Here is a 13,958-nt window from a genome sequence, read left to right on the forward strand (position 1 = left end):
TTCCCCGGCCCGGCCGCGGGTCAGGACCGTGCGGCGATTTCTTCGGCTCCGGCGGCCATGAATTCGCCGATCCGTTCCCGCGGGGTCGCGTCGCTCACCAGCGCCTCGCCCACCAGGACGGCGTTGGCGCCGTTGGCCGCGTAGTGCCGGACGTCGTCGACGCCGCGGACACCGGATTCGCCCACAACGAGGGCTCCCGCGGGGATGCCGGCGGCGAGCTCCGCGAACACGGAGCGGTCGACGTCGAGCGTCTTGAGGTTCCGGACGTTGACGCCGATGATCCGCGCCCCGGCGGCGACGGCGCGTTCCACTTCGCCGGCCGTGTGGGTCTCCACGAGCACGTTCATTCCCAGCTCGCGGCTGAGGGCGCTGTACTCGCGCAGCTGCGCGTCGGAGAGCGAGGCGACGATCAGCAGGATCAGGTCGGCGCCGTGGGCACGGGCCTCCCAGATCTGGTACTCGTCGATCATAAAGTCCTTGCGCAGCAGCGGGACGTCCACGGCTGCCCGGACGGCGTCGAGGTCGGCCAGCGAGCCGTTGAAACGGCGCTGCTCGGTCAGGACGCTGATCACGGCCGCGCCGCCGTCGGCGTACTGCACGGCGAGGGAGGCCGGGTCCGCGATGCTCGCCAGCGCGCCCTTGGAGGGGCTGCGGCGCTTGATTTCGGCGATGACCTTGAGCTGCGTCCGGTCCGACGGGCCGCCCAGGGCGGCCCACGCGTCGCGCGCCAGGGCCGCCGCCGCGGCACGGTCTTTCAGTTCGGCGAGCGTGACGAGGCGCTGGCGTGCCTCCATATCCTCCCTGACACCGGCATTGATGTCATCGAGAACACTCACTCCTAGTGGCCGGAGTTCTTCAGCTTGCTGCCGCCGACGCCGTAACCGGCCTTGCGCATGGCAAAGCCCACCACGAGGCCGACCAGCATGACGGCCGCACCGGCGATGAAGATCGGGGTGTTGGCGATCACGAAGGCGATGGCTGCGATGAGCGCGCCGACCAGCATGATGATCACGGTGGTCCAGGCCGCCGGGCTGTTGCCGTGGCCGGTGGGCTCGCTGTGGTCGACGCCGTCGTAGACGCCGGTGCCGGCGGCGGGCTTGGGTGCGGAAACAGGGGCTTTGCTCATGGAATTCTCCTCAGGATCAATACTGCTTACATTCTGCCATTTTTTGGCGGCGCCATTGGCCGCGCTACCGGGCGCCCGGTCCGCGCGCTGCCCGGCGCGTTGCCGGGCCTCGCCCGCGGCCGCGGCTCAGGTGGGGTCGTCGCCGCGGGAGAGCCGGTCCCAGCTGTCGATCTCGTCGGCCGGCTGCGCGGGGCCGGTCACGGCGCCGGTGGCGGCGGCGTCGTACTTCGTCCGGCTCTTCCAGTACCGTCCGGCGGGCACGATCGCGAGGGCGCTGATCCCCAGCAGGGCACCGGCGGCGACGGCGAGGACCGGGAACGCAGTGAGCGCCACCTGGACGTTGCTGCCGCTGATGCCGGTGGCGGCGGCGATGGATCCCTGCGCCGCGGCCAGCGGGTCGGCCAGGACCGTCACGGCAGCGGCGACGATGCCGGCGGCGGCGAGCAGGATGATCGCGGTGATCACCCAGCGGGCGATGCGCCCCGCGATCGATGCGGCGAGTCCGCCGGCCAGGGCCACCAGGGCGAGGGCGGTCACCGTGGTGGCGGCCTTGCTGCCCTGGACCTGCAGGCCGTTCTGGCTGACGCCCTGGCCGAGCTGGCCGGGATCGAGCTGGACCGTCAGCCAGGTCTGGGTGGTGGTGCCGAAGACGGCCAGCGCCAGTGCGGCGATGACCAGCACCAGGGTGGACTTCCGGGCCCAGCGCGGAACGGCCGGGCTGGTGCTCTTGATGGTGCCCGCGGCGCCGGTCATGGCTGCTCCGTCCCGGCGTCGGGAACGGTGTCCGCGGTGATATTGCGCAGTGACTGCGCCGTGTGCACGGCCCGCATTGGGGCGGCGGCCTTGTTGACGGTCTCGAGCGCCTCGGTGGCGTTGACGGAGTCGGCCACGATGCCGCCGCCGGCCTGCACGTAGGCGCGGCCCTCGCGGAGCAGCGCGGAGCGGATGGCGATGGCCATGTCCATGTCGCCGGCGAAGTCGAGGTAGCCCACCACGCCGCCGTAGATGCCGCGGCGGTGGGGTTCCAGTTCGTCCAGCAGGCGCAGCGCGCGCGGTTTGGGGGCGCCGGAGAGCGTGCCGGCCGGGAAGGTGGCCTTGAGCACGTCATAGGCGGTGGCCGTCGGTGCGAGTTTGCCCACCACCGTGGAGACCAGGTGCATGATGTGGCTGAAACGCTCCACTTCCATGAACTGGGTGACGTCGACGGTTCCGGCCACGCACACCTTGGAGAGGTCGTTGCGGGACAGGTCCACCAACATGAGATGCTCGGCGCGTTCCTTCTGGTCCGCGAGGAGTTCCTCGGCGAGGGCCTTGTCCGCCTCGATCGTCTTGCCGCGCGGCCGGGAGCCGGCGATCGGGTGGGTGATGACTTCCTCGCCGGTGACCGTCACGAGGGCCTCCGGGGAGGACCCGACGATCGAGTACTGGCGCCCGCCGGCGTCCTCGAGGCTGAAGATGTACATGTAGGGGCTGGGGTTGGTGTTCCGCAGGACCCGGTAGACGTCCAGCGGGTCGGCGCCGCAGTCCATTTCGAAGCGGCGCGAGATCACCACCTGGAAGACTTCGCCGTCGACGATCGCTTCCTTGCCGCGGTCCAGGGCGGCGAGGTAGTCGTTTTCGTCCCAGCGTTCCTGCACGCTCGAGGCGAAGTCGAGCGCGGCGGGCTGCAGCACGGAGACGGGCTGCTCTGTGGGGGCGCTGACCTTTGCCAGCAGCGCCTTCACCCGGGCGACGGCGTCGTGCCAGGCTTCGTCGACGCGTTCGGAGCTGTTGTTGAAGTTGATCGCGTTGGCGATCAGCAGCACCGTGCCGTCCATGTTGTCGTGCACGGCCATGTCGGTGACGAGGTTCAGCGCCATTTCCGGCAGGTCCAGGTCGTCCTCGGGCGGGCTGGTGAGCTTTTCCCAGTGCCGGACGGTTTCCCAGCCCAGGAACCCCACCAGGCCGGAGGTGAACGGCGGCAGGCCGTCGAAACGCTCGGTGTGCAGCGCCTTCACGGTGTCCCGGATGGCGTCCACCGGGCTGCCATCCAGCGGGACACCGACGGGCGGCTCGCCGAGCCAGTGCGCCTGCCCGTCCTTGGTGGTCAGGGTGGCGCGGGACCGCGCGCCGATGAAGGAGTAGCGGGACCAGGCGCCGCCCACCGCGGCGGACTCCAACAGGAAGGTTCCCGGCTGGCCCTGGGCGAGTTTTCGGTACAGCCCGATCGGGGTTTCGGCGTCAGCGAGCACCTTCAGCCGGACCGGGATGACGCGGCTGTGGCCAGCGAGCTCCCGGAACTCGTCCAGGCCGGGGCTGATGATTCCAAGGTCCTGCATGGCTGTTGTGTTCCGCCTGTTCTCTTGCTCTGTTGCTCGGGAAATGCCGGGGCGCTGGGTGGCCCGGGCCTGCGCCGCGGATGCGGCGGGTCAGTCCGCGTTGCCGACGACGGCGTCCAGCGCGCGCCCGTCGAAGCACGTCCGCGTTCCGGTGTGGCAGGCCGCGCCGACCTGGTCGACCCGGACCAGCAGCGCGTCGCCGTCGCAGTCCAGCGCGAGGGACTTCACCCACTGCACGTGGCCGGAGGTGTCGCCCTTGCGCCAGTATTCCTGCCGCGAGCGGGAGTAGAAGGTGACCCGCCCGGTGGTCATGGTGCGGTGCAGCGCCTCGTCATCCATCCAGCCGAGCATCAGCACCTCGTTGGTGTCGAACTGCTGGACGATCGCGGCCACCAGGCCGGCACTGTCCCGTTTCAGGGATTCGGCCAGGCCGGCAGGGAGCGGAGTTTCGCTGACGGGGGCGGGGGCGGGCTGCTCAGACATCAGCTCAAGTCTAGTGCCTTCGGGCCGGTGGCCGCCCGGCGTTGGCGGCCCCGCGCTTAACATGCGCACCATTAGCCTGCTGCGGCCAAAACGGCGGGGCTTCCTGTGCACACCGGCGGGCGTCTCGTGCTAGTTTCACAAGTGATGCATTTCGTCGATCCGTCCCGAGAAGTCCTGGCCGAAACCCTGCTGGCGGCCGGTCCTGACTCCCCCACGCTCTGCAGGGGCTGGCAGACGCGTGATCTCGCCGCGCACCTGTACCTGCGGGAGCGTAAGGCCCGCGTGGGGCTGGGGCTGCTGATCAAGCGGCTGTCCAAGGCCTCGGACCAGGCCACGGCCGAACTCGCCGCCACAATCAGGACCCCGGAGGCCTACGCCCGGCTGGTCAACACCTTCCGGTCCGGGCCGCCCGCGCTCTCGCCGATGCGGATCAAGGCCCTGGACGAGAGTTCCAACCTGATCGAATACTTCGTCCACACCGAGGACGTCCGCCGCGCGGTGGACCGCTGGGCGCCGCGCGCCCTGGACGAGGCCTACTCCGACGCGCTCTGGGACGAACTGGTCAAGCGCGCCGCCATCCTCTACCGCGGCGTGGACCTGGGCATTGTCTTGGTGAGCCCGTCCGGCCCCCGGCATGTGGCCAAGCGCGCCCCCGTCTCTGTGGCTATCGTGGGCGAACCGGGCGAACTGCTGATGCACGCCCACGGCCGGACCCGGCACGCCCTGGTGACGTTCGAGGGCCAGCCCGACGCCGTCGCACTGCTGCAGTCCGCCGAGGTCGGACTCTAAGGCCCACCAAAAGGGCCCCTGGATCCGGTTGGCCGCCGACTCCGGCGACCAACCGCGTGCCTTGTGACGCGGAGGCCAGCCGAACGTCCGGAAGCAATGCCAGTTCCGTGGCACCCGTTGCCTCTCGCTTATCCGTAGAATGCACGGTACCTTGTGCGTACGGCGGAAGACACCCGCCAGAGAGCTACGCCATGACACCCGAAACTATCCCCCGCTCCCATCCGAAACCGAGAGCCCGGTGGCTGGTGCCCGGAGCCCTCATCCTCCTCAGCCTGGTCCCGGTGATCGCCGGGGCAGTGCGTCTGACCGACCTGGTCGGAGGACGGGTAACGCGGGAGAACACGCGGTTCTTCGACTCACCCGTTCCCGTTCTCATCCATATCCCCGCCGTCACCTTGTACCTGGTGCTCGGGGCGGTCTTCTACGACCTGCCGCCGCTGGACGGGCCGCTGCTTCTCGTCTTTCGCCTGGTTTTCGGCTCCGCCATGGTGACCTGCCTTGTCCTGGGATTCGTCGCCGTACGGCGACGGAACTACGTCCGCCACAGTGAATGGATGTCCCGGGCTTACGCCATCGGCATTGCGCAGGGAACCATCGTCGTAGTAACGGTCCCCTGGATCCTGCTGATGGGACCCGTCGACGAACTGACCCGGGCGCTGCTCATAGGGGCGTCGTGGGTTATCAGCCTGCTGGTGGCCGAGTTCTTCATCTATCGGCGGGCCCACGCACCGGAGGGACAGATCCGCCCCACGTTCCGGGCCCCCAGCTATTAAATTGATCCGTACCGCCCGCCGGTGGAGATCCACGGGAGACACCACTGGATCCGCCACCGACTGAATCGAGCACACAGTGGCCATTAGCCCCGAGGCTCCTCAACCCGGCCCCTCGCCGAGAGTCACAGGCCAAGGGCGGCAGTCGGGCCAGATCCCCGGGGCGGGGCGGCACATCGGCCGGGTGGTCGCCGGCTCGTTGGCCGCCGGGCTCCTCGCCGCCCTGTTCCTTCCGGCCGCCCCTTTTATCAGGGCGCGGGAGAGCGAGCTTGCCGGCGCGGTGCTCTGCGGGTTCGCGCTGGGCTGGGCCATGCTGGCCGTCCTCTCGGTGCGTTTCACTGACCAGCCACAGCGGTGGGCAGCGGCTCCGGCGTTGTTCATGGGCGTGGGCGGTCTTCTCCTGGTGTGGTTCGGCACGTCCGTGGACGGCGTGCTCGCCTGGGTGTGGCCTCCCGCTCTCCTTGCACTGGTGATCTGGATGTTCGGCCGGGCCCGGGGGACGCTTAAGAGCCGGACCAAGGGCTGGCTGGTCTACCCGGTCCTCGCGATGTTGGCGCTTGCCTCGATAGGCGGCGGATTCCAGGCCGTGGGTACAGCGGCCGACGCCATGGCCCACCCGATGCCCGGCCAGCTCATCGACGTCGGAGGGCACAGCCTGCACCTGAACTGCAGCGGCTCGGGAAGCCCCACAGTCGTGCTGCAACCGGGCGGCGGCGAAATGTCCTCGAACCTCGGGTGGATTGCCCCGGCTGTCGCTCGTTCCACCCGGGTATGCGCCTATGACCGCGCCGGCCGAGGCTGGAGTGGACCGGCTGACACCGCCCAGGACGCCACGCAGATAGCCATTGACCTCCACACCCTGCTGCACCGCGGGAACGTCCCCGGACCGTATGTGCTGGCCGGCCATTCCTTCGGCGGCCTCTACGCACTCACTTTCGCCGCACGCTATCCCGACGAGGTTGCGGGCATGGTGCTGGTGGACTCCACGGCACCGGCGGTAGCAGCGAACCCGGGCGCAACGCCGGCGGCCGCGGGGAGCTACGACAGCCTCGGCCGCCTCTCCGCACTGATCTCGGCTTTGGCACGGCTCGGCCTGACCCGCCTGTACGCCCCGCTTGAGGCCGGCAGCCTGCCGCCCGAGTACCGGGACGAGGTCCGCGCCAGCATCGCAGCCCCCGGTACCCTGCGCAGCACTATCGACGAATACATCCAGGCGAACAGCTCGATGGAAGAAGCGGCGTCACTGCATGACTTCGGCAACAAACCCCTGCTCGTGCTGACAGCCGGGATCGGCAGTGACAGCAAGCATCTGGCATCCCAAAACGAACTGGCCGGCTTATCAGCGAATTCGGCACACCGCACCATCGAGGATGCGTCCCACGAATCGCTCGTCGCCGAGGAAGAAGGCGCCTCCTCGACAACCCGGGCGATCCTCGACGTCGTTTCATCCGTCCGGAGCGGCAGCCCGCTCGTCAAGTGATCCCGCGCTGCTTTCAGCCCGGCCGGGGGCGAATTAGCGGACTTCGAAGCCTGCCTCGCGGATGGCGGCCTTGACCTGGGCGATCATGTCCAGCGGGCCGAAGTGGAACACCGAGGCCGCGAGCACGGCGTCCGCGCCGGCAGCCACGGCCGGCGGGAAGTGCTCCGGGCGGCCGGCGCCGCCGGAGGCGATCAGCGGCACCTTCACCGCGGCACGGGCCAGGCGGATGAGTTCGAGGTCGAAGCCGTCCTTGGTGCCGTCGGCGTCGATCGAATTCAGCAGGATCTCACCGACGCCGCGGTCGGCAGCCTCACGGGCCCAGGCGAGGGCGTCGATGCCGGTGCCCTGGCGGCCGCCGTGGGTGGTGACCTCGAAGCCGGAGGGGGTCGGCTGCGAGCCGGGACGGGTGCGCCGCGCGTCGAGGGAGAGCACCAGGACCTGGGAGCCGAAGTGCCGGGTGATCTCGTCGATCACCTCGGGCCGGGCCACGGCTGCGGTGTTGATGGCGGCCTTGTCCGCGCCGCAGCGCAGCAGCTTGTCTACCTCGGCCACGCCGCGGACGCCGCCGCCGACGGTCAGCGGAATGAAGACTTCCTCTGCGGTGCGCCGGACGACGTCGAAGGTGGTTTCGCGGTTGCCCGAGGACGCGGTGACGTCGAGGAAGGTCAGCTCGTCGGCGCCGCCGTTGTCGTAGCGGTGCGCCAGCTCCACCGGGTCACCGGCGTCGCGCAGGCCCTCGAAGTTGATCCCCTTGACCACACGGCCGGCGTCGACGTCCAGGCACGGGATGACGCGGACGGCTACTGACATGACTGCTCCTGCTGTTGACGTGCTGTTCGGGGTCCCCGGGTGAGTTAGATCCGGCAGGCGTGGATGCTGCTGACCAGGATGGCGCGGGCGCCGAGGTCGTAGAGCTCGTCCATGATCCGGTTGGTGTCGCGCTTGGGCACCATGGAGCGGACGGCCACCCAGTCCGAGTCCCGCAGCGGCGAGACGGTGGGCGACTCCAGCCCCGGCGTCAGGGCGGCGGCCTGCTCCACGAGCTCCTTGCGGATGTCGTAGTCCATCAGCACGTACTGGCGGGCCACGAGCACACCCTGGAGGCGGCGGATGAGGACCTCGGTGGCGGGATTCTGCTCGCCCTTGCGGCCGATCAGGACGGACTCGGAGTTCAGGATCGGCTCGCCGAAGATTTCCATGCCGGCGGCCTTGAGTGTGGTGCCGGTTTCGACGACGTCGGCGATCGCGTCCGCGACGCCGAGTCGGACGGAGGATTCGACGGCGCCGTCGAGCCGGACGACCTTGGCGTTGATGCCGCGCTGGGCGAGGTAGCCGCGGAGCAGTCCGTCGTAGCTGGTGGCAAGGCGCTTGCCTTCAAGCTGTTCGATGGCGGTGAAGTCCCCCACCGGGCCGGCGAACCGGAAGGTGGAGGCGGCGAAGCCCAGGGGCAGCAGCTCCTCGGCTTCCACCTCGGCGTCGAGCAGCAGGTCGCGGCCGGTGATGCCGACGTCCAGGGTGCCCTGGCCGACGTAGACGGCGATGTCGCGGGGGCGGAGGAAGAAGAACTCGATGTCGTTGTCCGGGTCAACCATGACCAGTTCGCGGCTGTCGCGGCGCTGGCGGTAGCCGGCCTCAGCGAGAATGGCGGAGGCGGCTTCGGACAGGGATCCCTTGTTCGGGACGGCAACTCTGAGCATGGGAAGGTCTTTCTGATTAGGAAGTCATCGGTGCAGGCACAGCGGGCCACGTGGTGCGCCGGGGTCCGGGCGGATTCGGTTCCGCGGCGGGCGGCGCGACGTGGCTAGAGATGCTTGTAGACGTCTTCCAGGCTGAGTCCTTTGGCGAGCATCAGAACCTGCAGGTGATAGAGCAGCTGCGAAATTTCTTCCGCGGCGGCTTCGTCGGATTCGTACTCGGCAGCCATCCAGACCTCGGCGGCTTCCTCCACGACTTTCTTGCCGATGCCGTGGACTCCGGAATCCAGTTCGGCGACGGTGCGGGACCCCTCCGGGCGGGCGGCTGCCTTCTCACTCAGTTCTGCGAACAGCGACTCGAAATTCTTCACGCCCTCCAGCCTACTTGCTCACGGCAAGACGCCGCCTGCCGGGCCGCCGGATGACGGCCCGGATGTGAGGGAATACACAAGGCTAGGAGTACTGCTTGAGCGTGACGGCAGTGGCCAGGGCGGCCGTGACAGCCTCGTGTCCCTTGTCCTCGGTGGAGCCCGGGAGGCCTGCCCGGTCGATGCCCTGCTGTTCGGTGTCGCAGGTCAGCACACCGAAGCCGACGGGCACGCCGGTGCGGACGCTGACCTCGGTCAGGCCGAGCGTGGCGGCCTCGCAGACGTACTCAAAGTGCGGCGTTCCGCCGCGGATCACCACACCGAGCGCGACGACGGCGTCGAAGTGCGGCGCCAGCCGGGCCGCGGCGACGGGCAGTTCAAAGGTTCCGGGGACACGCAGCACGGTGGGTTCGCCGATGCCGGCCTCCTTGGCGGCGCGCCGCGCGCCGTCGAGCAGTCCGTCCATGATCTGGGTGTGCCAGCTCGCGGCGACGATGGCGAGTTTCAGCCGGGAGGTGTCCTCCGGGCTGAGGGTGGTGAGGTCGATCTGGGGGGCGCCGTGGCCGCTCATGCGTTGTCCTTGCTATGGGGAGGTGTGTGGGAGGGGTGGTGCTGCGGCGGATACCGCGGGCGGCTCAGCCCTGTTCGTGCTCGAAGCCGCCCTGGCCCGCGGCGGGTGCTGCCGGTTCCATGTCCAGGACCAGCCGGTGGTCCATCCGGTCCTTTTTGGTCTGCAGGTAGCGCAGGTTCTGTTCCCGGGACGGCACCTCGGTGGGGACCATCTCGACCACGCGCACGCCGGCCTGGGCCAGCCGGTCCTGCTTGTCCGGGTTGTTGCTCAGCAGGCGGATCTCATGCAGGCCCAGCTCGGCGAGGATCTGCGCGGCGGCCTTGTAGCAGCGGGCGTCCACCGGCAGGCCGAGCTGCTCGTTGGCCTCAACGGTGTCGAAGCCGGCCTCCTGCAGCGCATAGGCCTTGATCTTGTTGGCCAGTCCGATGCCGCGGCCTTCCTGGCCGCGCAGGTAGAGCAGGGTGCCGCCGTATTCGTGGATCATCTCCAGGGCGTAGGCCAGCTGCTCGCCGCAGTCGCAGCGGTAGGAGCCAAACACGTCCCCCGTGAGGCATTCGGAGTGCAGCCGGACCAGGGGCGCCTGGCCGTCCGTGGCCGGCAGCGGGGAGCTGACGGCGAGGTGCTCGGCGCCGGTGGCCAGGTCCGTCCAGGCCTGCGCCACGAAGTCGCCGTAGGCGGTGGGCAGCTGGACGATCGGTCCGCCGCTGACCGGATGCGGCTGCTGCGCCGGGGTAGCCGGCTGCGCTTCAGAAGTCGTCATTGTTTCTCCTCAGTCCAGGGTGTCAGGCGGATTCCGCCGCGGCGCTGCCGGTGTGGCCGGCCTCAAGGTAGGCCACGAGTTCGGCGATCGAAATCAGCGGGCAGCCGTGTTCGAGGGCAAAGCCGCGAACTCCGTCCAGCCGCATCATTTCTCCGTCGTCGTGCACCAGTTCTGCGATCACGCCCACGGGTTGGAGTCCGGCCAGCCGGCACAGCTCCACTGCTGCTTCGGTGTGGCCGGGACGCTCCCGCACACCCCCCTTAACGGCGCGGAGCGGGAAAACATGCCCGGGACGGGTCAGGGAGTTCGGCCGGCTGCTCGGATCGGCCAGGATCCGGGCGGTCAGCGCCCGGTCGGTCGCCGAGATTCCGGTGCTCACGCCGATGGCGGCGTCGCAGGACACGGTGTAGGCGGTGCCCTTGGCGTCCTGGTTGATGGCCACCATGGGCGGCAGTTCCAGCGCGTCGGCCTGTTCGCTGGTCAGCGGCACGCAGATCACCCCGGAGCTGTACCGGATGGTCCAGCCCATCAGGGCAGGGGTGGCGTGCTGCGCCGCGAAAATGATGTCGCCTTCGTTTTCGCGGTCCTCGTTGTCGACCACCAGCACGGGCCGGCCGGCCGCCATGGCGCGGATGGCGTCCTCGATCGGGTCCAGAGCCGGCGCGTCGACGGCGATCCCGGGGGTGTCCTGCAGCCGGTTCATGATGCCGCCGCCTGGGTCTGCGCGGCGGGGGCGAAGGCCAGCAGCCGCTCGGTGTACTTGGCCAGGACATCCACCTCGAGGTTGACGCGGCCGCCCACAGCCTTGGCGCCCAGCCCGGTCTCGGCCAGGGTGGTGGGGATCAGGCCGACTTCGAACCACGGGGCCGGCTCGGGCGCCGGGCTGACGGCGGTGACGGTGAGCGAGACGCCGTCGACGGCGATGGAGCCCTTCTCAGCGATGTAGCGGGCCAGCGGTGCGGGTACGGAGAAGCGCAGCCGGTCCCAGTTCCCGAGGGCCTCGCGTTCGAGCAATTCGCCGACGCCGTCGACGTGCCCCTGCACGACGTGGCCGTCGAGCCGGCCGCCGGCCGGGACGCAGCGTTCCAGGTTGACGGGGTCCCCCGCGGCCAGTGCGCCGATGGTGCTCCGGACCAGGGTCTCGCCCATCACGTCGACGCTGAAGTCCGTGCCGTTGATGTCCGTGGCCGTCAGGCAGACGCCGTTGACGGCGATCGAGCCGCCGTGGGCCAGTCCCTCGGTGCTTTCGGGGGCGTGCAGGCGCAGCGTGGCGCTGGTGTCGCCGTCGCGCTCGACGGAGAGCACCTTTCCCTGTTCGGCGATAATTCCGGTAAACATCAGTTGCCTCCTGCGACGGTGTCCGCGTCGCTGCGCGGGGTGGAATCGGATGAAGTGTTGGTGGCGGGACGCAGGTGGAGCCGCAGGTCGCGGCCCAGCATCTGCACGGCGCCGCCCGAGGCGTGGTCCCAGTCCCAGTGCTGGGCGTCGGCGAGGGTGCCGATGCCGAGGTCGTCCAAGGCGGGGGTGCCGGAGCCGAGCAGCGTGGGGGCCAGGTAGACGATGAGCTCGTCGACCAGGCCGGCGGCCAGGAAGGCGCTGAGGATCCGGGAGCCGCCCTCGACCATGAGGTGCCGGACGCCGGCGTCGAACAACCGGTCCAGGGACTCGCGGGGCTCGCGGGTGGGCAGGTGCAGCACCTTGCCGTCGTCGCCGTTGACCGCGGCGTCCCCGGGAATTCCCCGCAGGCCCATCACGGCGCGCAGCGGCTGCTTGGCGGCGGGTTCGCCGCCCGGGTTGCGGGCCGTGAGCCGCGGGTTGTCGACCAGGACGGTCTGGGTGCCCACCAGGATCGCGTCGATCCGGCCCCGCAGGGCGTGGTTGTCGGCGAGGGACTCCGGGCTGGAGATCCACTGGCTGGTCCCGTCACTGGCCGCGATCCGGCTGTCCAGGGTCTGGGCGATGTGCAGGGTGACGAACGGCCGTTTGGCGGCCACGGCGTCGAACCAGCGGCGGTTGAGGTCCAGGGCGGCGACGGCGCCGAGGCCGGAACGGACCCGGACTCCGGCGGCGCGCAGGGTGGCCGCTCCCCCGGCGGCGGGATCGTGCGGGTCGTCGATGGCGTAGACGACGTCGGCCACGCCGGCGTCGATGACGGCTTGGGCGCAGGGGCCGGTCCGGCCGCAGTGGTTGCACGGCTCCAGGGTGACCACCATGGTGGTGCCCGTGAGGTCCAGCCCGGCGGCCGCGGCCTGCGCGATCGCGTCGGCCTCGGCGTGCGGGGTGCCGGCGCCGCGGTGGTAGCCGGTGACCAGCGGCGTGCCGTCGGTTCCGATCACGACGGCGCCCACCAGCGGGTTCGCCCCGCGCGGGCCCCGCGCCGCGGCGGCTAGGGCAGCGTCCATGGCGGCCGTCTCGGCCGCACTGAAGCCGGCGGCGTTGAAGTCTTCCTGGTCCGGGTGGTGCTGCGGCCCAGCGGCCGATTGGAGGCTCATGTGTCGTCCGCCGCGGCCCGTAGGGCCGCAGAGCCGGCGAAGAGCCATCGCAAGGGGTTCATGTGTGTGTCGTTCCTTCCCTCAAGAACCGCGATGGCTCCGGGGGTATACGACAGCGCAATTCCGCGGCGCCGTGCGGGCGCCGCAGTAACAGCTGTACGTGCTTCTCTCATCCAGACTTTAACTGTCGGTACCGGAGTTCCACCGGTTCAACCGTCCGCCGTCGCCTTCCTTGCGGAAAGTTCCGGCTTTCGGGTCGCGGACTATCACCGCCGGTTCGGACTTACACCGACCCCGGAGCACGTATGTGTGTAGCTATTCTGACACAACCGAGCGTGCTGTCCGCCTATTCCCGCCGGCCGGAGAGCGCAGTTTGCGTCATGTTTCGGCCGGTTAGCGCCGGCCCGCGGCCCGCAGCCGCTCGATCGCGTCGGCCGGGTCATCGGCGCCGTAGACTGCGGAGCCGGCGACAAAGACGTCGGCGCCGGCCTCGGCGGCACGCCAGATGGTCTCCTCGGTGATGCCGCCGTCGACCTGCAGCCGGACGTCCAGTCCGGAGGCGTCGATGGCCGCCCGGGCCCGGCGGATCTTCGGCAGCGTGAGGTCCAGGAACTCCTGGCCGCCGAAGCCGGGCTCCACGGTCATGATGAGGATCATGTCCAGCTCGCCGAGCATGTCCAGGAACGGCTCCACCGCGCTGCCGGGGCGCAACGCGATCCCGGCCTTCGCCCCGCGTGCGCGCAGTTCGCGGGCCAGCTTCACCGGCGCGATCGACGCCTCGGCATGGAAGGTCACCGACGCGACGCCGGCGTCGGCGTAGGCCGGCGCCCAGCGGTCGGCGTGCTCGATCATCAGGTGGGCGTCCAGCGGAATCGGGCTGACTTCCTGGATGCGCTGGACCACCGGCAGGCCGAGCGAGAGGTTCGGCACAAAGTGGTTGTCCATCACGTCCACGTGCACGGCGTCGGCGGTGCTGATCTTGTGCAGCTCGGACTGGAGGTTCGCGAAGTCCGCCGAAAGGATGCTGGGATTGATGCAGCAGTGGGCCATGGGTGTCCTTTGTGGTTGCGCCGGTCGGAAGATCAGGTAGCTGGTGCCAGTATGGCC

Annotated in this window: 17 protein-coding genes and 1 riboswitch; of the genes, 3 read left to right on the forward strand and 14 right to left on the reverse strand. The window is 69.7% G+C overall.

Annotated features, from left to right (window positions below):
* Positions 1 to 20: 20 nt before the first annotated feature.
* The 5 genes from trpC to hisI form a co-directional block, all read right to left on the reverse strand.
* Positions 21 to 836 (reverse strand): indole-3-glycerol phosphate synthase TrpC, encoded by an 816-nt coding sequence (gene trpC / locus E7Y32_RS14595; protein WP_146337754.1) that lies wholly within the window; start codon positions 834 to 836, stop codon positions 21 to 23.
* Between the two features lie 2 nt (positions 837 to 838).
* Positions 839 to 1,126, reverse strand: coding sequence for an HGxxPAAW family protein (locus tag E7Y32_RS14600; protein WP_146337755.1), 288 nt, complete (start codon positions 1,124 to 1,126; stop codon positions 839 to 841).
* A 126-nt stretch (positions 1,127 to 1,252) separates the two neighbouring features.
* Positions 1,253 to 1,879 carry a Trp biosynthesis-associated membrane protein gene (locus E7Y32_RS14605; protein ID WP_146337756.1) on the reverse strand — a complete coding sequence of 209 codons (627 nt, stop codon included), beginning with the start codon at positions 1,877 to 1,879 and terminating at the stop codon, positions 1,253 to 1,255.
* Positions 1,876 to 3,444: an anthranilate synthase component I gene (locus E7Y32_RS14610; RefSeq protein WP_146337757.1), complete on the reverse strand. Its 1,569-nt coding sequence runs from the start codon at positions 3,442 to 3,444 to the stop codon at positions 1,876 to 1,878. Before E7Y32_RS14610 ends, E7Y32_RS14605 begins: the two co-directional genes overlap by 4 nt.
* A gap of 90 nt (positions 3,445 to 3,534) precedes the next feature.
* Positions 3,535 to 3,927, reverse strand: coding sequence for a phosphoribosyl-AMP cyclohydrolase (gene hisI / locus E7Y32_RS14615; protein ID WP_146337758.1), 393 nt, complete (start codon positions 3,925 to 3,927; stop codon positions 3,535 to 3,537).
* A gap of 144 nt (positions 3,928 to 4,071) precedes the next feature.
* Between hisI and E7Y32_RS14620 the strand changes: the two genes are divergently transcribed.
* From E7Y32_RS14620 to E7Y32_RS14630, 3 genes are all read left to right on the forward strand, one after another.
* Positions 4,072 to 4,716: a TIGR03085 family metal-binding protein gene (locus tag E7Y32_RS14620; RefSeq protein WP_146337759.1), complete on the forward strand. Its 645-nt coding sequence runs from the start codon at positions 4,072 to 4,074 to the stop codon at positions 4,714 to 4,716.
* 191 nt (positions 4,717 to 4,907) lie between these two features.
* A complete protein-coding gene (locus tag E7Y32_RS14625) occupies positions 4,908 to 5,489 on the forward strand; it encodes a DUF2306 domain-containing protein (protein WP_146337760.1) in 582 nt (193 codons plus the stop codon).
* Positions 5,490 to 5,670: 181 nt separating this feature from the next.
* Positions 5,671 to 6,966 carry an alpha/beta fold hydrolase gene (locus E7Y32_RS14630; protein ID WP_222433447.1) on the forward strand — a complete coding sequence of 432 codons (1,296 nt, stop codon included), beginning with the start codon at positions 5,671 to 5,673 and terminating at the stop codon, positions 6,964 to 6,966.
* A gap of 33 nt (positions 6,967 to 6,999) precedes the next feature.
* Here the strand turns inward: E7Y32_RS14630 and hisF are convergent, their stop codons facing one another.
* The 9 genes from hisF to rpe all read right to left on the reverse strand — a co-directional run bounded on the left by hisF (position 7,000) and on the right by rpe (position 13,901).
* Positions 7,000 to 7,776 carry an imidazole glycerol phosphate synthase subunit HisF gene (gene hisF / locus E7Y32_RS14635; RefSeq protein WP_146337762.1) on the reverse strand — a complete coding sequence of 259 codons (777 nt, stop codon included), beginning with the start codon at positions 7,774 to 7,776 and terminating at the stop codon, positions 7,000 to 7,002.
* A 44-nt stretch (positions 7,777 to 7,820) separates the two neighbouring features.
* Positions 7,821 to 8,663, reverse strand: coding sequence for an ATP phosphoribosyltransferase (hisG, locus tag E7Y32_RS14640; RefSeq protein WP_146337763.1), 843 nt, complete (start codon positions 8,661 to 8,663; stop codon positions 7,821 to 7,823).
* A 104-nt stretch (positions 8,664 to 8,767) separates the two neighbouring features.
* Positions 8,768 to 9,031 (reverse strand): phosphoribosyl-ATP diphosphatase, encoded by a 264-nt coding sequence (locus tag E7Y32_RS14645; RefSeq protein WP_123254457.1) that lies wholly within the window; start codon positions 9,029 to 9,031, stop codon positions 8,768 to 8,770.
* A gap of 82 nt (positions 9,032 to 9,113) precedes the next feature.
* A complete protein-coding gene (gene ribH, locus E7Y32_RS14650; RefSeq protein WP_146337764.1) occupies positions 9,114 to 9,599 on the reverse strand; it encodes a 6,7-dimethyl-8-ribityllumazine synthase in 486 nt (161 codons plus the stop codon).
* A gap of 64 nt (positions 9,600 to 9,663) precedes the next feature.
* Positions 9,664 to 10,359: a GTP cyclohydrolase II gene (gene ribA / locus E7Y32_RS14655; RefSeq protein ID WP_146337765.1), complete on the reverse strand. Its 696-nt coding sequence runs from the start codon at positions 10,357 to 10,359 to the stop codon at positions 9,664 to 9,666.
* 22 nt (positions 10,360 to 10,381) lie between these two features.
* Positions 10,382 to 11,062: a 3,4-dihydroxy-2-butanone-4-phosphate synthase gene (gene ribB, locus E7Y32_RS14660; RefSeq protein WP_146337766.1), complete on the reverse strand. Its 681-nt coding sequence runs from the start codon at positions 11,060 to 11,062 to the stop codon at positions 10,382 to 10,384.
* Positions 11,059 to 11,697 carry a riboflavin synthase gene (locus E7Y32_RS14665; protein WP_146337767.1) on the reverse strand — a complete coding sequence of 213 codons (639 nt, stop codon included), beginning with the start codon at positions 11,695 to 11,697 and terminating at the stop codon, positions 11,059 to 11,061. Before E7Y32_RS14665 ends, ribB begins: the two co-directional genes overlap by 4 nt.
* Positions 11,697 to 12,851, reverse strand: a complete 1,155-nt coding sequence (gene ribD / locus E7Y32_RS14670; protein WP_146337768.1) for a bifunctional diaminohydroxyphosphoribosylaminopyrimidine deaminase/5-amino-6-(5-phosphoribosylamino)uracil reductase RibD — start codon at positions 12,849 to 12,851, stop codon at positions 11,697 to 11,699. Before ribD ends, E7Y32_RS14665 begins: the two co-directional genes overlap by 1 nt.
* Positions 12,852 to 13,007: 156 nt before the next feature.
* Positions 13,008 to 13,158: riboswitch (FMN riboswitch) on the reverse strand.
* A gap of 86 nt (positions 13,159 to 13,244) precedes the next feature.
* A complete protein-coding gene (gene rpe, locus E7Y32_RS14675) occupies positions 13,245 to 13,901 on the reverse strand; it encodes a ribulose-phosphate 3-epimerase (RefSeq protein ID WP_146337769.1) in 657 nt (218 codons plus the stop codon).
* Positions 13,902 to 13,958 lie beyond the last annotated feature (57 nt).

The organism is Arthrobacter sp. UKPF54-2 (genome assembly GCF_007858535.1).
In the GTDB taxonomy this organism is placed as follows: domain Bacteria; phylum Actinomycetota; class Actinomycetes; order Actinomycetales; family Micrococcaceae; genus Arthrobacter.